General features: G+C 72.6%; 15 protein-coding genes and 2 CRISPR repeat arrays. Of the genes, 3 read left to right on the top strand and 12 right to left on the bottom strand.

Annotated features, from left to right (window positions below; all coding sequences use genetic code 11):
- Positions 1 to 645 precede the first annotated feature (645 nt).
- Both ACFRQN_RS23995 and ACFRQN_RS23990 read right to left on the bottom strand, forming a co-directional pair.
- Positions 646 to 909, bottom strand: a complete 264-nt coding sequence (locus ACFRQN_RS23995) for a hypothetical protein (protein ID WP_380741996.1) — start codon at positions 907 to 909, stop codon at positions 646 to 648.
- Positions 873 to 1061, bottom strand: coding sequence for a hypothetical protein (locus ACFRQN_RS23990; protein WP_074006003.1), 189 nt, complete (start codon positions 1059 to 1061; stop codon positions 873 to 875). Before ACFRQN_RS23990 ends, ACFRQN_RS23995 begins: the two co-directional genes overlap by 37 nt.
- Before the next feature lie 134 nt (positions 1062 to 1195).
- Between ACFRQN_RS23990 and ACFRQN_RS23985 the strand changes: the two genes are divergently transcribed.
- A complete protein-coding gene (locus tag ACFRQN_RS23985) occupies positions 1196 to 2548 on the top strand; it encodes a helix-turn-helix domain-containing protein (RefSeq protein ID WP_380741994.1) in 1353 nt (450 codons plus the stop codon).
- Between the two features lie 108 nt (positions 2549 to 2656).
- Here ACFRQN_RS23985 and cas2e read toward each other — a convergent pair whose 3' ends face one another.
- From cas2e to cas3, 8 genes are all read right to left on the bottom strand, one after another.
- On the bottom strand, positions 2657 to 2935 hold the full coding sequence (gene cas2e / locus ACFRQN_RS23980) for a type I-E CRISPR-associated endoribonuclease Cas2e (RefSeq protein ID WP_117486717.1): 279 nt from the start codon (positions 2933 to 2935) through the stop codon (positions 2657 to 2659).
- A complete protein-coding gene (cas1e, locus tag ACFRQN_RS23975) occupies positions 2932 to 3954 on the bottom strand; it encodes a type I-E CRISPR-associated endonuclease Cas1e (RefSeq protein ID WP_074006006.1) in 1023 nt (340 codons plus the stop codon). Before cas1e ends, cas2e begins: the two co-directional genes overlap by 4 nt.
- 3 nt (positions 3955 to 3957) lie before the next feature.
- Positions 3958 to 4731, bottom strand: coding sequence for a type I-E CRISPR-associated protein Cas6/Cse3/CasE (gene cas6e / locus ACFRQN_RS23970; protein WP_380741991.1), 774 nt, complete (start codon positions 4729 to 4731; stop codon positions 3958 to 3960).
- Positions 4732 to 4735: 4 nt separating this feature from the next.
- Complete coding sequence (cas5e, locus tag ACFRQN_RS23965; protein WP_380741989.1) at positions 4736 to 5608, bottom strand: type I-E CRISPR-associated protein Cas5/CasD; 873 nt, start codon at positions 5606 to 5608, stop codon at positions 4736 to 4738.
- Positions 5608 to 6750, bottom strand: a complete 1143-nt coding sequence (cas7e, locus tag ACFRQN_RS23960) for a type I-E CRISPR-associated protein Cas7/Cse4/CasC (protein ID WP_380741987.1) — start codon at positions 6748 to 6750, stop codon at positions 5608 to 5610. The genes cas5e and cas7e overlap by 1 nt, the downstream gene beginning before the upstream one ends.
- A gap of 62 nt (positions 6751 to 6812) precedes the next feature.
- Entirely contained in the window at positions 6813 to 7415 is a 603-nt protein-coding gene (casB, locus tag ACFRQN_RS23955; protein WP_380741985.1) for a type I-E CRISPR-associated protein Cse2/CasB, read from the bottom strand.
- A complete protein-coding gene (casA, locus tag ACFRQN_RS23950) occupies positions 7405 to 9135 on the bottom strand; it encodes a type I-E CRISPR-associated protein Cse1/CasA (RefSeq protein WP_380741983.1) in 1731 nt (576 codons plus the stop codon). Before casA ends, casB begins: the two co-directional genes overlap by 11 nt.
- A gap of 234 nt (positions 9136 to 9369) precedes the next feature.
- Positions 9370 to 12270, bottom strand: coding sequence for a CRISPR-associated helicase Cas3' (gene cas3, locus ACFRQN_RS23945; protein WP_380741981.1), 2901 nt, complete (start codon positions 12268 to 12270; stop codon positions 9370 to 9372).
- 173 nt (positions 12271 to 12443) lie between these two features.
- Positions 12444 to 12900: direct repeats of the CRISPR family, unit length 29 nt; unit sequence GTCGGCCCCGCGCTCGCGGGGGTTGCTCC.
- Positions 12901 to 13109: 209 nt separating this feature from the next.
- Here cas3 and ACFRQN_RS23940 point away from each other — a divergent pair.
- Both ACFRQN_RS23940 and ACFRQN_RS23935 read left to right on the top strand, forming a co-directional pair.
- Positions 13110 to 14420, top strand: a complete 1311-nt coding sequence (locus ACFRQN_RS23940; RefSeq protein WP_380741978.1) for a cytochrome P450 — start codon at positions 13110 to 13112, stop codon at positions 14418 to 14420.
- Between the two features lie 243 nt (positions 14421 to 14663).
- On the top strand, positions 14664 to 15857 hold the full coding sequence (locus ACFRQN_RS23935) for a cytochrome P450 (RefSeq protein ID WP_380741976.1): 1194 nt from the start codon (positions 14664 to 14666) through the stop codon (positions 15855 to 15857).
- 108 nt (positions 15858 to 15965) lie between these two features.
- Here ACFRQN_RS23935 and ACFRQN_RS23930 read toward each other — a convergent pair whose 3' ends face one another.
- The gene (locus ACFRQN_RS23930) at positions 15966 to 16253 is read right to left on the bottom strand and encodes a glycosyltransferase (RefSeq protein WP_380741974.1); all 288 of its coding nucleotides are present in this window, start codon (positions 16251 to 16253) and stop codon (positions 15966 to 15968) included.
- A gap of 192 nt (positions 16254 to 16445) precedes the next feature.
- Positions 16446 to 17329: a CRISPR direct-repeat array (repeat unit 21 nt; unit sequence GTCGGCCCCGCGCTCGCGGGG).
- Between the two features lie 173 nt (positions 17330 to 17502).
- Positions 17503 to 17790 (bottom strand): nucleotide disphospho-sugar-binding domain-containing protein, encoded by a 288-nt coding sequence (locus ACFRQN_RS23925; RefSeq protein ID WP_380741972.1) that lies wholly within the window; start codon positions 17788 to 17790, stop codon positions 17503 to 17505.
- Between the last annotated feature and the right edge of the window lie 208 nt (positions 17791 to 17998).

The following is a 17998-nucleotide window of genomic DNA, read 5'->3' as shown; positions in this document are numbered from 1 at the left end:
GTGCGCGGTTGTACCGCGCACCGGGGCACCTCCTCGCCCCGCCGTCCCCAAGCGTCTTCGACCCGGGAACCTCCACCGTGCCCCTGGTCAGCGTCAGCCCGCCTGCGAAGTCCCGCTCGCCACTTGCCATCCAGTCCACCATCACCACAAAGCCAGCCAACTCCACCAACAACCCATGAGCTCCACTATGGATAGCCAACCGAATCGAACTGAATCAAATAGCGCTCGCTGAAGCGAATCACCGCAGGTCAGCAAGCGTCGGCCCCGCGCTCGCGGGGGTTGCTCCGAGTGGATGAGGCCGCTGAGGACGGATGCGGGGTCGGCCCCGCGCTCGCGGGGGTTGCTCCACCGGGGCGCCGGCCAGCTGGAGCGACGTCACGTCGGCCCCGCGCTCGCGGGGGTTGCTCCACAGGACCCACGCTCGCCGACCAAGAGGGCACCCGGTCAAGGGTGAGCGGGTCCCGGACTGCCGCCGAGGAAGTGTGGCAGCCGGACAGGTGCAGCCGGTGTTCTCCGTCGTCGGGATCGTCTCGGGACTGCTGGCCGCGCTGGTGGCTGTCCTCGCTGGGCTCCGCCTCTGAACTACCGCGCCCCCGCTCGGCTTCGGCCGGGCGGGGGCGCGTTCGTCGTGTGGTCGGTCGGCAGCTACCCGAACGGCAACGTCGCGGTGCTGCGGGCCGTCAGGGTACGCGAGTACTCGGCTGCCGAGGCCGTCAGGGCCCGGTAGTTGATCACCGGGTCACCTGCGGCGACCAGGGCGGTGGCGCACCCCAGGCACCACGGCCGAGGGGGGTCCACGTCCAGGTCCTCGATGACTGCATCCGCTGTGCAGCACTCGGCGCAGATCGGCATGCTGCCGTCCTCCTGCTTGCTCAGGCCCAGGTCGAGCCGCACTGGGTGCAGCCCCACCGGCCGTCCATGGTCTGGTAGGTGGCGCCCGACCCGCACATCGGGCAGGCCATGGCGGCCGCGGGCTGGTCGCTGTGCGGCAGGCTACCGGGCTGCGAGGTGTCGTGGGCCGGATTCTGCACCTCGGGGCGGTCGAGCAGGGCTGCACTCATGACGCACTCTCCTCTGGGTGAGAGGTGGATGGTGAGGCGCCCGGCCGGGGCACTCACCAGGCTTCCCGTCCGTCAGCCGCTCAGGGAGGCATGGAGGCGGCGCCCGCACGCCGTGTGCGTGCTCCGCACACCCTGTGCACGCCCTGCCTGTGGGCGCGGTCTTGCCGATACGGTGGCGGCCCCGCGTAGTCGGAGGGGGCGTCGTGTCGCGTCAGCGCCAACGTCAGCTCGGGACGGCCATCAGGTCCGCCCGGTGCGCACGGCGGATGACTCAGGCTCAACTGGGCCAGGCCTGCGGCTACTCGGCGTCCGCGATCAGCCGGGTGGAGGCGGGCCTGCTGCGGCCGGCCGACCACTCGCTCGCCGTGATCGTCCAGGTGTTGGGTCTGCAGCTTGACACCCTTGGCCTGGGTGGAGCGGCTACTCTGGCGCGAGATGTGACCCCGAATCAGGAGGACGTCATGCTCCGCAGGCAGCTGCTCGTGGCCGGTATGGCAGCCGCCGGAGCCTCGGCACTCCCGGCAACGGCGACGGCCGCGGCCCGGCCGGATGCGTCGACCCGGATCGTCGGGGCGCTCTACGAGCCGACAGCTTCGGTGCCTGTGTCGCTTCAGGAGCTCGGCCGAGCGCTGGCCGCAGCGCGCTCGCAGTTCACGGCCGCCCGGTACGAGGATCTCGGTGCCGCTCTGCCTGGCCTGCTGAGCACGGCCCAGTCGACCCGGGACGCGTCGGCCGGCCGGGCCCGGGAGGACGCGCATGCGTACGTGGCCCGTGCCTGGGTGCTGGCGACGGAACTCGCGCTGAAGGGCCATTCGGACGTCGCCTGGCCAGCGGCGGACCGAGCTCTCGCTGCGGCCCAGGCCAGCGGTGACCCCGTGGTTCAGGGAGAGGCGGCCCGCGTCCTGGCGATCACGATGCGGCGCGCCGACCGCCCGGCCGCCGCGATTGACCTCCTGCGCCGCACTGCCGGATCGCTTGGCCAGGGCCCGGGCGACATCTCCCGGGCGGTGGCGGCGACGCTGCTCATGACAGCGGCCTACACGGCGGCGTGCGGGCACCGCCGCACGGACGCCCTCGATCTGATGGCGGGCGCCGAGGACGCGGTCGGCCGCTTGGCGGACGCCGCCGCTCGGCCGCGGTCCCAGCTGTTCACGGTCGACGCCACCACCGCGCAGGCCGACCTGTACTGGATCGGCGTGCACACAGCGCTGGGCACCCCGGATGAGGGCCTCCCGTACGCGGCACGGACCACCCCGGGACGGCTGCCGACAGCAGAGCGCCGGGCCCGGTACGGCACGGACTGCGCGCGCATGTGGCACCACCTCGGCGACCACCGCCGCACGGTCGCAGCCCTGATTTTCACCGAGCAGGTCGCCCCGGAGGAGGTCCGCCGACCAGCACTGCGAGCACTGACGGCAGACCTCCTGTACGCACCCGTGACGGTGGCAGGCGTGAGGGAACTGGCCGCGCGTACCGGCGTCTCGTAGAGAGCCATCCCCGCGTGTGCGGGGCCGATACACGCCGGAGGTGGAGGCGCCCGAGGATGCCGGAGCCATCCCCGCGCGTGCGGGGCCGACACTTCGTGACCTGCGGGTCTATCGGCGGGAGCGGGCCGAGAGGATCAGTCCGTCGAAGTCGACGGGCTTCCAGCGGTCCTTGCCTGCCGTGCGGACGGTCCAGCCTTGTTCGTTGGTGGCGGGCTCTACGAGGACGGCTTGGCCGTCGCCGATGCGGGTGGCGAGGAGGTCCCAGAGGCGGTCGCGGATGCGGCGGCTGGGGGTGCCGACGAAGACACCGGCGCTGACTTCGACCATCCAGCGGGTGAGGTGGCCGCGGAGGCCTTCGGGGGCGGCGATGAGGAGGATGACGGTCATGGGCTGCTCGTGTCCTGGGTGAACTCCGGGCCGATGATGGCCAGGTGGTCGTCGCCCATGCCCGGGTCGGAGGCGGCGGGGACCGGCGGGCCTTCGGTGCCGGACCAGTTGACGCCGCCTTGGACGGTGCCGACGCGTTCGTCCCAGAGTTCGTTGACCTCGACGTCGGGCATCTCGGTGCCCTCCGGGCTGAGGAGGGTCTTGACGTCGTTCACGATGCGGCCCAGCAGCTTGTCCTGGGCGATGCGGTCGCGCAGGCCGAGGCGGGCGTCGCGTTCCTCGGTGTGGCCCTGCTGGGCGAGGTCGAAGGCGAGGGGGATCGTGTACTCGGCCTTGTAGAGGTCGGCGATGTCGAGGACGAACGAGGTAGCCAGGCCGGTGTGGACGAAACCGAGTCCGGGGCTGGCGCCCAGGCCGGTGATGACCGCGTGGCAGATCCCGTAGAGCGCGGCGTTGGCCGCCGACAGGAGGCGGTTGAGGTCGTCGCCCGCAGCGTACGCGTCGCCGGCCTTGTAGACCCGTCCGTTCCAGGGGACGCCGGTTCGGCGGGCTTCGGCCTGGTAGAGCTTGCGGATGCGGGCGCCCTCGCGGCCGCGCAGTTGCTGCATGGTGGCGGTGCTGACGTCCTCGCCGGGGAACCGCATGCGGTACATGGTCCGTGCGACGGCCAGGCGTTCCTTCGTCCGACTCACCAGCCAGGCCTGCCGGTTGAGGAGGGCCGCGCCGCGGCTGGGGCCGAGGCCGGCGGCGTACATGCGCACGCCCTGCTCGCCGACCCAGCACACGGTGGTGCCGGAGTCGGCGAGGAGGTTGACGGCGCCGTGGGTGATGCGGGTGCCCGGGCCGAGGAGCATGACGGCGACCATCGCTGCCGGGACGCGGACGGTCTCGCGCTTGTTGATGACGACGACGGCGTTCTCGTCGCGGTCGATGTGGCTGCGCTCGACGTAGACGCTGGAGACCCGGTCGGCGAGGCGGTGCAGGTCGTGGGGGTGGGCTTTCCACCAGATGTCGGCCATCGGTCAGCGGGCTCCGGCGGGCAGCGGCGCGAGGGTGAGCAGGCCGCAGCCGTAGGCCTTGGACGGGCCGATGCCGCCGAGGAGCGCCGTCTGCAGGAGGACGGGGTCGCTGATGCGCAGGCGGCCTTCGAAGGTGGCCGTGGTGAGCGTGACGGCGGTGCGGGTGCCGGGTTTGGTGAAGCTGCTGCGGCTGCGGTCGGTGATCCGTACCTCACGGGCGGGCCGCGCGTCGGCGGGGGCGTCGGGGTCCGACGGTTCGAGGCCCGGTGCGGGGTGGTCGGTGCGGGCCTCGGGGACGGTGAAGCCCCAGCGCTCGGTGCGGTCCAGGAACCAGGCGAGCTGCTGGGCGGCGGTGCGGTGGGCCAAGCGGTAGGAGCGGTGGTGGAGTTCGGCGGCGCTCTTGGTGTGGTGAGCGCTGGGCTTCTCGGGCTTGGAGGTGTTCTGGACGGGGCTGGCCTTGAGGCGGAAGGCGAACTCGCGGCCGACGGCGAGCTGGCCGAGCAGCGGGCTGTAGTCGCGGATCGCGTAGTGCTCGCCGTCGGCGTCCGGCCATCCGGCTTGTTCGACGATGTGGGTCCAGTCCGGCTTGGAGGGGGTGAGGACCAGCAGCATCGGGCGGCGCGGGTGGTCGGCGTCCAGGCGCCACAGGATCCGGTCGCCGGGCTCGGTGTCGGGGATGCCGGCCGTCACGGCGCCGTGCAGGGCACGGGGGTTGGCGAGCAGGGTGCGGCTGGCGGCGCGCAGCGGGTTGATGCGGACGCGGGAGAGGTAGGTCATCGGGTCACCAGCCCAGCAGGGCGAACGGGTCGTGGCCGGTGGTCGCAGCTGCGGCCGAGGCGGCGGCGGACGGTTGCGCGGTCGTGGAGGACGGGGCGAGGCCGGTGGGGACGGTGAGCCAGGCGTGGCGGATCCGTCGGGTGGAGAAGCCGCGTTCGCGGGGGTCGAAGGAGCGCGGGACATCCTGGAGGATGTCGTCGCCCGACGGGTCGTCGAAGGTCGCGGCCAGGTCGATCCGGTGCGGCGAGAACGGCTCCGCGGCTCGCTCGGCCCGCCGCCGGTAGGCGCTCTTGGCCGCGTCGCCCGCCTGCCAGGGCTCGTCTGCGAGGACGTCCTCCAGGGTGCCGTCGCGCACGGCACCGAGGGCGAGCGGCTGGGTGGGCACGCAGGAGCGCCGGCCGAGGGCGAGCGGGAAGGCGGGGCGGCGGATCGCCTCGGCGAGCGTCTCGACGAGGGCGGCCGGGCCCTGGACGGCGGCGACGAACACCGCGTCCTGGAGGTAGTAGCGGTGGGTGACGTGGGTGTCCTTGGCCGGGGAGGTCGGCTTCTGCACGCCCTTGGCGTTCACCCCGGCCTGCGGCAGCGGCCGGCCCCGGTAGTCGCTGACGGTGTGGTAGTCGCGCAGCAGGGTGCCGGGCTGGTCGATGCGCACGCCCAGGCGCAGGCCGACCAGGTCGGTGATGTCCGCTTCGCGCGGGCGGCCCGCGGCGGCCGCGAGCAGGCCGACGACGCCGGACTTGGTCGGCTGGGGCCGGCTGTCGCGGCGGTTGAACGCGCTGCGGTCACCCCAGGACTGGAGCGGCCCGGCCAGGCGCAGCACGAGGACCGCCTGCGCCTCGTCCTTCGGGACCGTCGTGGGCGTCGGGTCGGCGGGCATCAGTTGTCGTTCACCCGCTCGATGAGCGCGGTGCGCAGGCCCTCGCGCAGCTCGGGGAAGGTGCGGTTCGCGCCGAAGGCCTCCGCCAGCTGCTGCCCGGTCTCGTCGGCGTCGGCGGTGCCGAGGGTGTGGCAGATGCCGACGTACAGCGGGGTGTCGCCCCACTGCTCGGTGGCGGTGGCGAACTCCCCCGCAAGGCGGCGCGCGGACTCCGCGACGATGCCCCGGCTCGCCGGGACCGGGTTCTCGTACGCGGAGACGAGGTTCACCGGCTGGTCGGCGCGCACGACGACGGCGACCAGGCTCGGACGGGTGCGGTGGGCGAAGGAGTTGCCGTAACCGGTCGGCATGGAACGGGCGAAGGAGTCGACGAACAGGTCGACGGCGTCGACGGTGGCCTTGTCGTCGCCGAGGTTCTCCCGCAGCTGGTGCAGGCCGACGGTCGCGTAGCGGTAGAGCGTGGCCGAGTTGAAGCCGATGGTGCCGATCATCCCGGCGCCGGTCTCGTCGGCCGCGTTCTCGTCGTCGACCGCCGTGTAGTAGTCGAACTCGAGCTCGGCGGCGTGGGTCGAGATCGCGTGCGCGACCTGCGTCGCGGCGTCCACGTTCAGCCCCGGGATGTCCGCGACCATACGGCCGAAGAGCGCGACGTCGGCCGGGTGGCCCGTCTGCAGCTGCTCCTTGACCGGCAGGGCTTTGACGGCCTCGTCGAGGGCCTTGGTGTCGAGGGCGGCGAGGTCGGCGGCCGTGTCGGCGACCAGGGCGGCGATGGCGTCCAGCTGGCGGCGCCCGTAGAAGAGCAGGTAGGCGGTGTCGCCCTCCTTCTTGCCCGCGGAGATCCCGGTCGACTTGATCAGCGCGTCGGCGATCCGCTGCGCGTCCTCGGCCGCGAGGCCGGTGCGCTCGGCGATGGCCTTGGCGAGCTGGGCGGCGATCCGCTTGGTGCGGGTGGCGAGGTCCTGCCGGTCGCGGCTCTCGGCGAAGTGGATGCGGGTCGCGCGCTTCCAGGCCTGGGAGGAGACGCGGGAGCGGCGCTTGCCGCCGAAGTAGGCCTCCTTCGGGTTGCCGTTGTCGTCCCGGTTGAGGTTCGCCGGCGGGACGGTCTGCAGGATGTGCACGTCGATGTAGAGGCGGTCGGTCATGCGCTGCTCCTCGAAGGGTGGTGGTCCGGGCGTAGGTCGGCGGGCGATTGGGCGGCGGGCGATCAGTCGGCGGGTGCCTTGTCCTTCCAAGCCTGGTAGCCGACGGCCCACTTGAGGCGGACCTGCGGGCGCCGGTCGGTGTGGTGCCAGGCCTGGATGTCGGCCATCAGGTGGTCGTAGTCCAGTGGCTGTCCGACGGTGCGCAGCTGGGTGACCAGGCCGCGCAGGTGGACCAGCAGCGCGGAGACGCTGGTGGCGCCGGCGAGTTGGGCGACGCGGGTGTCGAGCGCCTCCTCGCTGAACTTGCCGCTGCGGCGCAGCGCCCGCAGGGCCTCGCCGAGCTTGACGCCGCGGCGGTGCATCGGCCTGGACTGGCTCTGCTGGTGCAGGCCGTAGAGGGCGAGGGCGGCGTGCTCGGCCTTCTGCTCGTCGGAGACCTCGTCGCGCAGGGCGAGGGTGTCGTTGACCTCGCAGCTGTAGAGCGGCCACATCTTGGGGCTGTCCATGACGGGGCGGCCGAGGCCGGAGCGCATGGCCGCGAGGTCCTCGCCGGGGGGCCGGCGCGGCTGCTTGGTGCGGGGGTCGAGTCGCCAGGTGTGGTCGGGGGCGGTGTGCTCGTCCCAGTACCGGCGCTGCTTGGTGGTGGTGGTGTGCTCAGTCGTCAAGGTCCGCTCCAGGGGCGGGATCGGGTTCGAGGGCGCGTCCGGTCCCGGCGGCGCGGGCGGCGGCCGCTTCCCGGGCGGCGTCGGCGTACCGGGGAAGGATCTCGTCGAGCCGGTGCCGGAAGTTGGCGCCGGCGGTGCCGAGCTTGTAGGTCTGCGACTTGCCCGACGTGCCCGACGTGCCTGCCGGGGTGATGGTGCGGCCCGTGAAGGTGGTGGCCGGGGCGGCCAGCAGGAGTTCGTTCGCCGCGTCCCGTGCGCGGTGGTGGGCGACTTCCTCCCAGGCGAGCCTGCCCCGCTCCAGGACCTCGTCGTCGGCTCCGGCGTCGCGGACGCCGGCGAGCAGGCGGCGCACCAGGGGGTCGAGGGTGTGCAGGAGGAGGTCGCCGGGGCGCTGGCCCTTGTCCCAGGGGATGGGGTCGGCGCCGGCGGCCCGGCGCAGGTCGGCGGAGAGGTTGTTGACGGCCTTCGCGAGCTGCTCCGCCTGCTCGGCCACGTCCAGGAGGAGCTGGTGGGCCTCGCTGTCCTGGTGGAGGGCGAGCAGGGGCAGGGGGATGGCGTCGTGGATGACGTCCTCGACGATGGCGGACTGGGTGCCGTAGACCATGCCGAAGGTCTCGACCTGCAGCGGGTAGTCGGCGGGTAGCCGGCCGTCCTCCCGCAGGGCGCTGACCTCGTCGAGCAGGACGCTGGTCTCGAAGGCGCCGTCGGAGCTCTGGCGGGTGGGCGCGAGGAGGGCGTCCAGGCCGCGCCAGGCGGCCTTGCCCTGGGTGTGGCGGCGCGGCCTGCGCTCGGGCAGGGCGGCGGCGGACTTCTTGGCGGGCGCGGTGAACGTCCAGGCGGTGTGCGGCTCTTGCTCGGACATCGGCGTGAGCCGGTCACCGGCGCTGACGACCACCCGCGCGACCCTCGGCCGACCGGTCTCGTCCTGGTGCGGGATGAGGCGGATCCGCCGCGCCTGCCACGTCCACAGGTCGAGGAGGCCCTCGGCTTTACGGGGCTTCCAGGCGGGTTCGTGCGGGCCGCGCATCCACTGCGGGACGCCGAGGACCTCGGGCGGGGTGACCGGGAGGTTCAGCAGGAGGGTCTCGTACAGGGTGCGCCCGGTGGGGACGATGACGCCGAGCTGGCCGAGCGGGCCGGTCGGGTTGCCCGTGGTCTTGCCCGCCTTGACCTGGTCGTCACCGACGACGCCGGTCTTGATGGCGGCGGTGTCCCAGCAGTGGGCGTGCAGGAGCCAGTGGGCGGCCTGGGCCGGTGTCAGGTCGAGCGGGTCCGCGTCGCTGCGGTTGCCGAACAGCGGGACGTTGTTGCCGCTCGCCGCGGTCGCCACCAGGGCGGCGGAGCCCTTCGTCTCGTCCTTGGCGGTCCGCAGTCCGGCGACCTGCGCGAAGGGGGAGACCGGGTCGAAGAGGTCGAACTGCGCGCGGTGCTTGTCGAAGTGGGCCTGGAACCTGTCCAGTTCGTCCTGTGTGAACCCGTCCTTCTGCGCGAGCCGGTCGCCCTTGCTCCGGAGGGTCACGGGTGCGCCAGTGGCGTGGGCGACGACGGGCAGCAGGACCTGGCGCAGGACGGCCGGCAGCTGGGTCGAGAACTCGACGACGAGGCCCTCCAGTTCGTGGGCCCGGGCCAGGGCCTCGGCGATCCCCAGCTCCACGGGAGGCCCGCCGCCGACGGGGCGCACCGCCAGCCACGGTTCATCGACAAGGTTGTACCCAGGCACGCACTGGTCTCCCAACTGGCTTTGTCTAGCTCGCCGCTGATTCATCGTGGCATCGGTGAAGGTCTGCTGTGGGGCGAATGCTTGAATTGCTCCTCGGCCCCGCAGGATCTTGTGCGCGGGGATGGCCCCTGGCTCTGTCTGCGAGCCGGTCCCGGCTGCAAGTAGGCCCCGCGCTCGCGGGGTTGGAGTCGTGTGGGCGGAGCGGCACTCTGCCTCTCCTGCCCACACGCCCCGCTACCGGTACGGTCTGCCTCCGCTCACCACGAGGCCGAGCAGGTCGTCGTAGCGCAGCCGGAAGTCACCGATGACCGCTTCGCCCTGTCCGTCGAGCTCCAGGGCCAGGCTGTGGCGCAGCCATGGATGGTCCCGCCAGCCCGGCAGCGGACCGAGCGCCTGCTCGGCCGCTTCGGTCAGCCTGGTGGGAAGGCGTACCGTGCCGGAGAGCACGTCGTCCACCACCTCGGCCGCGACCTCGCCGTTCGGGCCGAGGCTGCGGCCCGTCACTGCTCGGAAGTCGTCCTCCCCGAGACGGCGCACCAGGACGACCTCCGCGCTCGGGTCGCCGTCCCGGACGAGCGCCTCGAACTGCCCCTCGGCCAGCTTGCCGAGGGCGCCGTAGTGCAGACCCGCTAGCGTCTGCGCCCCATGCTCACCGGCACGGGTCAGCAGGTACCCGGCAGCCTTCGCTCGACGCTCGGTCTGCCGTTCCTCCCACTCCTGCCAGCCCTGTACCTCGGCCTCGGCCCAGGCCGCCGGGACGACCGGGTCCGTGCCGTAGACCCGGGCGACCAGGTCGGGCACCTGGCCAGGGATGCTCCACGCGCCTCCGTCGGACGTCGCCGCCCTTTCGACCTCGGCGGCCGTGCGCAGCAGGAGGTAGCGGCCGTAGATCCCCTCGGAGGCCCGCAGGATGTACGGCGCCCTGTCGTCGTCGAGGCCGATGCCGGTGACGACGACCGTGGGCCGGGACAGCGCGTGGGGGCGCTTGACGCCGTCGTGGCGGTGGAGGCGGCCGATGCGCTGGAGGAGCAGGTCCATGGACGCGAGGTCGGTGATCAGCAGGTCGGCGTCGACGTCGAAGGACTGCTCCGCGAGTTGGGTGGCGACGACGATCAGCCTGCCGGGGCGCTCGGATCCTTCTCTCGGCGGGCCGAGGAGTTCCAGCACCTCCTGGGTGCGGTCGGCCCGGTGGCCTGCGTGCAGACGGGCGTGCAGGAGCCGCACGTCGGCGCCGTACTCCTTGTGGAGGGCGTCGAACGTGGCCTGGGCGCGGGCCACGGTGTTGCGGATGATCAGCACGCATCCGCCGTCGGTCAGCCGCTCCCGCAGGTAGTCGGTCACGGCGGCGTCCGCCGGCCCGGCGCCGCCCTCCGCTGCCCGGGCATCCGTCTCCGCCGGCTGCTCATGGAGCACTTCGACCCGTACCTGGAGATCGTGGCGCCACGACTCGGTGCTCTCCACGAGAACCTCCGGCTGCCCGTCCCGCCCCGGCCAGACCGCCGTCACGCTCGGATAGCCCTGCGGCTCTGGAAGCTCCGGCGCCGCCGGGGCCTCCGCGGACTGCGTGCCGGCCAGGTAGGCGGCGGCCAGATCACGCCGCTGCTCGGGCGGCAGAGTCGCCGAGAGCAGCACCACCGGCACGCCGGCCTGTCCGAGCCACCACAGGCCCTCCAGCAGGAACTGCGACATGTAGACGTCGGCGGCATGGACCTCGTCGAGGATCACGACCTTGCCCATCAGGCCGGCGGTACGCAGCATCACGTGCTTGGTGCGGGTCGCGGCGTACAGGAGCTGGTCGATGGTGCCGACCGCGAACGGGCTCAGCAGACCTCGGCGACGGCCCAGGAACCACTCGGCGGGGACCCTGCGCTCCCCGCCCTCGCAGCCGTCGAAGCAGTCGGCCGACATCCCGAACTCGTCTTCCCCTACGGACGAGTAGTAGGAGTCGGCCTCCTGCCCCCACTCACCGGTGCCCTCCAGGAGGGCGCGCCACTGCTTGTTGACCATCCGCTTGCCGTGCAGCAGCGCGACCTGGTCCTCCAGGCCGTCGCCGACCTCGCGCAGCCACGACCGGACCTGGGTGAGCATCGGGTCCGCGGTCGCCTGGGTCGGCATACCCAGGAACACTCCGTCCGCGCCGTGACGGGCGGCCATCAGCTCGGCCGCCGCCAGCGCCGCCTTCGTCTTCCCCTCCCCCATCGGAGCCTCGGCGATCACCAGACCCGGCCCACCCATCCGGCGCACCACGTCGAGGACCAACTCCTGCGAAGGCCTGGGCCCGTGGCCGAAACGGTCCTGGAACGCCTCCGGACCAGGTACCGGCAGCGCTCCCCACCCACCGCGCAGGCCGAGCCGCGCCCACGCTGCCGCAGCCCGCTGCCGCGCCTGCGGCATCGTCACCCTCGCCAGATCCGACACGCCCGTGAAGTGCCGCTCGTCGCTGGCGATCCAGTCCGCCATCACCACGAAGCCGGCCAGCTGGAGCTGCACCGCTCGGCTCGGCACCTCCAGAGGTTCGACGGCGACAAGCGGCGCCTCGCCCTCGTAGCCGAGCTCCCGGGAGAAGACCTCCACCAGCGCCGACTGCGCGAGCTTCCAGGGCCGGCTGTTTCCCTGCAGCCTCTCGTTCCTCTTCGGCGGGCTCAGCTGCCCCAGTGTCGGGATCAGACCGTGGTGGCCGGCGACCAGCGGCCAGACCCAACCGACCTGCTCCTTCGACCACGTCGCTTCGGTGAGCAGCGCCCTCAACACGCGGGCACCGGCTTTGTCGTGCCGCCAGGACACCCCCTTCACCGCGTACTTGTCCCAGCTCAGGCCCGCCTGGCGGACCGCGGCCTCGCCAGCGGGGTCGAGGCACTGGAACACCGGGGTGGCCTTGCCGCAGTCATGGATCCCGCACAGCCAGGCGAACAGCCGTCGCCCCTTGCCCGGCCCGCCCGCAACGGCGTCCAGACGCCGCCGCGTCACCGGCGGCAGGTATCGGTCCCAGACGATCTCCGCCACGGCAGCGGTGTCCAGCATGTGCGACAGCAGGAGGTTGGCCGTCCCTCCGGCCCGCCCGGCAGACTTGCCCCACAGGGCACCCAACCAGCCCTCTACCTCAGGCGGGTACCACTGCCAGCGGTCATCGACCATCGCCTCGACCTCCATGTCCGAGTACGCTTCGGAGCGTAGATCGAGGCGCTGACAATCCACCCTGGATTCACGAAGAGACAACGATCGGCGCATGAGGTCTGCTATGGGAAGCCAACCGAATCGAACTGAATCAACCGGCGCCAGTTGACGCAGATCACCGCAGGTCAGGAAGTGTCGGCCCCGCGCTCGCGGGGGTTGCTCCCAGACTACCTGTCAACACACCTGTCAGGCATGGTCGGCCCCGCGCTCGCGGGGGTTGCTCCACCCCCGTCATCAAGCCCGCATCCCGCAAGCCGTCGGCCCCGCGCTCGCGGGGGTTGCTCCGGCCGACGCCGAGTTCATCTGCAAGGGCCTGAGTCGGCCCCGCGCTCGCGGGGGTTGCTCCGGCTCAGCGGCCTTCAGCATGGCGTTCAGCAAGTCGGCCCCGCGCTCGCGGGGGTTGCTCCCTCAGCCCGCGGGCAAACGGCAGCGTGGCAGGGTCGGCCCCGCGCTCGCGGGGGTTGCTCCCGAGGGAGCGCGAGTGATCACCGTCGACACCATGTCGGCCCCGCGCTCGCGGGGGTTGCTCCTCGGTCGGGGGCCTGGTGTGCGCCAGCGGGGCGTCGGCCCCGCGCTCGCGGGGGTTGCTCCCACCGCGACCAGGTCAGCTGCTGGCTGGTGCCGGCGGCCCCGGTCCGCCGTGGCGCTGTGGGACTTCGTCCGGACTCCGCGGCGGGCTTCGGCCTGCGCGGGCAAGGCGGTGTCCAGGCGTCACACCTGCGGGGGACGAGGCCGTGACCGATTCCGGCGGGTCGGAGTTGCAGGGGCATGAGCAGTGCGTTCACAGAGTGGGGTGCGTCATGACCACCAGCCCGGCGAATCCGCGCGAGGTTTCCGACCGTGACTCCCCCGCGCCCGGCCAGCGGGGGCTCTCCGCCTGCCCGTTGATCTTCGATCCGCAGTGCCCGGAGCTGCCCGAGGACGTGCTCGGCGGGCTGCGGGAGCAGGCGCCCGTCGTGCGGATCACCCTGCCCGGCGGGCTGCCGGCGTGGATGATCACCCGGTTCGACGACGTCCGGGCCGGGCTCGGGGACCCGCGGCTGGTGCAGTCCCCGCTCTCCGTGCCGGGGTTCGCCGGCGAGGACCCCCGCATGGCGCAGATCCGGTGGCTCGGCCTGCCGGAGCGGATGAACCAGTACCTACTGCGCGCCCTGCTGGACCTCGACGCGCCCGACCACACCCGGCTGCGCAAGGCGGTCGCGCCGCACTTCACCGCGCGCCGCATCCACGCGCTGCAACCCCGGGTGGAGCAGATCACCGACCGGCTCCTGAGCGAACTGCCCGGACGGGCGGCCGCCGACGGCAGCGTCGACTTCATCGAGGAGGTCGCCTTCCCCCTCTCGATCACGGTGATCTGCGAGATGGTGGGCATTCCCGAACAGGACCGCCCGCTGTGGCGCCGTTGGGCGGACGACCTCAACGGCCTGGACACCGACCTCGTCCGCGACTCCGCGCCCGCCCTCGTGGACCACGTGCTCGCGCTGATCGAGGAGCGTCGGCGCACCCCCGGCGACGACCTCATCAGCGCGATGGTGACGCCCTCCCCGGACGGTGAACCTCCCCTCCCGGAGCGGGACATCGTCACGATGACGATGCTGGTGACCAACGTCGGCTACGAGAACACCGCCTACTTCCTCGCCAACGGCCTCGCCGCCCTGCTCGCCCACCCCGACCAGCTGGACCTGCTGCGCGACGACCCCGCCCTGCTCCCCTTGGCCGTGACGGAGCTGCTGCGCTGGGGCGGCTCCGTCCCGGCGACCCGGCCGCGCTTCGCCGCTCAGGACATCGACCTGCACGACACCCGCATCCGGGCCGGCGAGGCCGTCGTCCTCTCGCTCCTCGGTGCCAACCGCGACCGCCGGTACCACCCCGACGCCGACCGGTTCGACATCACCCGCTACCAGGACGCACAGGACGACCACGTCGCCCTCGGCCACGGCGCCCACTTCTGCCTCGGCGCCGCCCTCGTCCGCCTGGAGACGCAGGTCCTGCTCGGCGCACTGACCGCCCGGTTCCCCGGCCTCCGGCTGGCCGTCGCCCCGGACCGGCTGGAACGCGTCCACGTGCCGGGCGTGGGCCGCCGACTCACCCACCTCCCGCTTCACCTGTGAGCGGCCGGCGGGCCCGGGCCCTGGACGTCCTTCGCCTCCCGGGACCCCTCCGCCGCAGAGATGTCCGACCGCCTCAGACAGGCCCGACCGGTGCCCGAGGCACCGGGCCGCCCCGGAAAGGGACGACGCACGATGCCGAACGACCAGGCGGTAGCACCGCCGGCACCCGTACCAACGCCGGTACCTGCACCCGCACCCGTACTCGCCGAGCACGCCGGCGGATGTCCGGTCCGCGAGAGCCGGATGCCCGACGGGTCCATGGGCTGGGTGGCGTCCGGCTTCGCCGAGGTACGCGACGTCCTCACCGACCCCCGCCTGACCAGCGCACCCTCCACCCTCGCCGCCGACGGCTCCCCCGACCCGCGCATCGCCGGCCTGACCGCGCTCGGGCTGCCGCCGGAGACGCACCACTACTTCCTCAACGCCATCGTCGACTTGGACCCCCCGCGCCACACCCGCCTGCGTCGACTGGTGTCCCGCGAGTTCACCGCCCGCCGCATCCAGCTCCTCGCCCCGTCGATCGAGCTGATCACCGACCGGCTGCTCGACCAACTTCCCGACCACCGTGACGAGTTCGGCGTCGTCGACCTCGTCGAGCACTTCGCCTACCCGCTGCCGGTCGCCGTCATCTGCGAACTGGTCGGCGTCCCGGAGCCCGACCGGCACCTCTGGTCCGACTGGAGCCGGAACCTGACGGCCGGCCACACCGAACGGCTGCGGACGGCGACACCCGCCCTGGTCCGGCATGTCCGGGAGCTGATCGACCGCCGCCGCGCGGAGCCCGGCAACGACCTCATCAGCGGGATGCTCCAGGCGCGAGACGACAGCGCGGACATCGGCCCGAACGGCGGCCCGGACGGCGGCCCCTCCAACGCGGCGATGAGCGAGGACGAGATGGTCAGCATGACCCTCATCCTCGTCCTGGCCGGCCACGAGACCACCGCCCACCTGATCGCCAACGGCACCCTGGCCCTGCTCACCCACCCCGACCAGCTCGCCCTGCTGCGCCGGGACCGCACGCTGCTACCGCACGCCGTCGAGGAACTGCTGCGCTGGTGCGGCCCGGTGCCCTCCGCACGCCTGCGGTACGCCGACCGCGACCTCGTCCTGCGGGGCGTGCACATCCGCAGGGGCGAGGCCGTTCACCCCCACCTCGACGCCGCCAACCTCGACCTGCGGCACCACGACGGCGCCGAGCGGCTCGACCTGACCCGGAAGCGGGCCGCCCAGGCCGACCACCACCTCTCGTTCGGGTACGGCATCCACTTCTGCCTGGGCGCGGCGCTGGCCAGGCTGGAAGCGGCCATCGCCTTCGGGCGGCTCCTCGACCGCTACCCCGGACTGTCGCTCGCGGCCGACCCCGGCACCCTGATCCCCGGCGACCGCCCGGTCGGCTGGGAGCTGAACCACCTGCCGCTGCACCTGGGGCGGGTCTGACGGACCGTCCGGTGACGGGCGGTGGGCCCCCGGATCGGTCGGCGCTGGGCGGCGTCCGGACGGAGGGGGGTTCCGTGCGGACGGCGGCCGGCGCCGGGGGCGGGGGGCTCAGGTGGTGGGGTGGGCGAAGGTGGTGAGGTGCTTCGCCACAGTGGTCGGGCTGGGCATCGCCGCGATTTCGGTGCTGACTTCGCGGGCGGCGCGGGTCATGGTGTCGTCGGTGAGAAGGCGGTGGAGCAGGGCCGGTGTGATCTCCTCAGCGGTCGCGCTGAGCCCGGCTCCGCGCTGGTGTACGGCGGCCGCGGCGATGAAGCGGTCCGAGCCATCAGGCAGGATGAGTTGGGGGATGCCCGCGTCGAGTGCGCCGAGGGCGGTGCTGCTGTCGCCGGGTACCACTGCCAGCGGTCACCGGCCATGCCTCGACCTCCATGTCCGAGTACGCTTCGGAGCGTAGATCGAGGCCCTGACAATCCGTCCTGGATTCACGAAGAGACAACGATCGGCGCATGAGGTCTGCTCTGGGAAGCCCACCGAATCGAACTGAATCAACCGGCGCCAGTTGACGCAGATCACCGCAGGTCAGGAAGTGTCGGCCCCGCGCTCGCGGGGGTTGCTCCGGGACCCGGACGAGGATCAGGACGGTGATCCCGTCGGCCCCGCGCTCGCGGGGGTTGCTCCTGCCACTGATCGCTGCCCCGGGAGGCAAGCCAGTCGGCCCCGCGCTCGCGGGGGTTGCTCCCCCCAGGCCGTCTCCGAGGCCATCGCGGCCTAGTCGGCCCCGCGCTCGCGGGGGTTGCTCCTCGGTGTGACCAGACAGACCAAGTGGGAGCAGGTCGGCCCCGCGCTCGCGGGGGTTGCTCCTCGGTCTCGACCTCCGCGATGCCCTCCGCCCTGTCGGCCCCGCGCTCGCGGGGGTTGCTCCCCGTTCGCGGACCAGAAGATCCCCGCGACCCCGGTCGGCCCCGCGCTCGCGGGGGTTGCTCCCTCGGAGACGTCCTCAAGGTGTACCGGGCACTGTCGGCCCCGCGCTCGCGGGGTTGCTCCCTGAGCGCGGAAGTCATGCGCCTTCCAGTGCTGTCGGCCCCGCGCTCGCGGGGATTGCTCCCGGGTCAGGTCCGGGGCAACCCGGACCGCGGCGTCGACCCCGCGCTCGCGGGGGTTGCTCCACGGTGTACGGCCGCCTCGACTCCCTGGTCACGTCGGCCCCGCGCTCGCGGGGGTCGCTCCTCGCCCGGCGCCCAGATCCCCGGGTAGTCGTCGTCGGCCCCGCGCTCGCGGGGGTTGCTCTGCATCACCCCGGCCCCCGTGCAACCCCAGGAAGTCGGCCCCGCGCTCGCGGGGGGTTACTCCGTGGCCTGATCGACATCGCTCTCTGGCCGTACGTCGGCCCTGCGCTCGCGGGGGTTGCTCCCGGAGGGACGCCAACCGTCTCGGCGTGATCCTGTCGGCCCCGCGCTCGCGGGGGTTGCTCCCTTGCCTGACAGACCTCGCAGAAGGGGGCCTTCAGCGTACGTCGGCAGGCGGGCGTAGGGGTCGCGATGCAGGCGCTTAGAAGGTGCCGGACGGGAAGGCGCGTTGGCGCCGGGCGGCATCCGCACAAAGGGGGTTCCCCGTGCGGACGGCGCCGGGCGTCGGGCGGACTGGCTCAGGTGGTGGGGCGGGCGAGGGTGGTGAGGAGCTCCGCCACGACGGTCGGGCTGGGCATCGCCGCGATCTCGGTGCTGACCTCGCGGGCGGCGCGGGTCAGGGCGTCGTCGGTGAGGAGGCGGCGGAGCAGGGCCGGGGTGATCTCCTCGGCGGTCGCGCTGAGGCCTGCGCCACGCTGGTGCGCGGCGGCTGCGGTGATGAAGCGGTCGGAGCCGTCGGGCAGGATGAGTTGGGGGATGCCCGCGTCGAGTGCGCCGAGGGCGGTGCTGCTGTCGCCGGGTACCACTGCCAGCGGTCATCGGCCATGTCTCGACCTCCATGTCCGAGTACGCTTCGGAGCGTAGATCGAGGCCCTGACAATCGACCTTGGATTCACAAATAGACAACGATCGGCGGATGAGGTCTGCTCTGGGAAGCCCACCGAATCGAACTGAATCAACCGGCGCCAGTTGACGCAGATCACCGCAGGTCAGGAAGTGTCGGCCCCGCGCACG

The organism is Kitasatospora sp. NPDC056800 (assembly GCF_042789775.1).
Lineage (GTDB): Bacteria > Actinomycetota > Actinomycetes > Streptomycetales > Streptomycetaceae > Kitasatospora.
Note: the sequence above shows the minus strand (reverse complement) of the source record. Positions and strands in the feature narration are given on the sequence as shown.

Excerpts from the sequence above, each read along its gene's own strand:
- ACFRQN_RS23990 (WP_074006003.1), bottom strand. The coding sequence starts at position 1,061 with ATGAGTGCAGCCCTGCTCGACCGCCCCGAGGTGCAGAATCCGGCCCAC.
- cas2e (WP_117486717.1), bottom strand. The coding sequence starts at position 2,935 with ATGACCGTCATCCTCCTCATCGCCGCCCCCGAAGGCCTCCGCGGCCAC.
- cas1e (WP_074006006.1), bottom strand. The coding sequence starts at position 3,954 with ATGGCCGACATCTGGTGGAAAGCCCACCCCCACGACCTGCACCGCCTC.
- cas6e (WP_380741991.1), bottom strand. The coding sequence starts at position 4,731 with ATGACCTACCTCTCCCGCGTCCGCATCAACCCGCTGCGCGCCGCCAGC.
- cas5e (WP_380741989.1), bottom strand. The coding sequence starts at position 5,608 with ATGCCCGCCGACCCGACGCCCACGACGGTCCCGAAGGACGAGGCGCAG.
- cas7e (WP_380741987.1), bottom strand. The coding sequence starts at position 6,750 with ATGACCGACCGCCTCTACATCGACGTGCACATCCTGCAGACCGTCCCG.
- cas3 (WP_380741981.1), bottom strand. The coding sequence starts at position 12,270 with ATGGTCGATGACCGCTGGCAGTGGTACCCGCCTGAGGTAGAGGGCTGG.
- ACFRQN_RS23940 (WP_380741978.1), top strand. The coding sequence starts at position 13,110 with ATGACCACCAGCCCGGCGAATCCGCGCGAGGTTTCCGACCGTGACTCC.
- ACFRQN_RS23935 (WP_380741976.1), top strand. The coding sequence starts at position 14,664 with ATGCCCGACGGGTCCATGGGCTGGGTGGCGTCCGGCTTCGCCGAGGTA.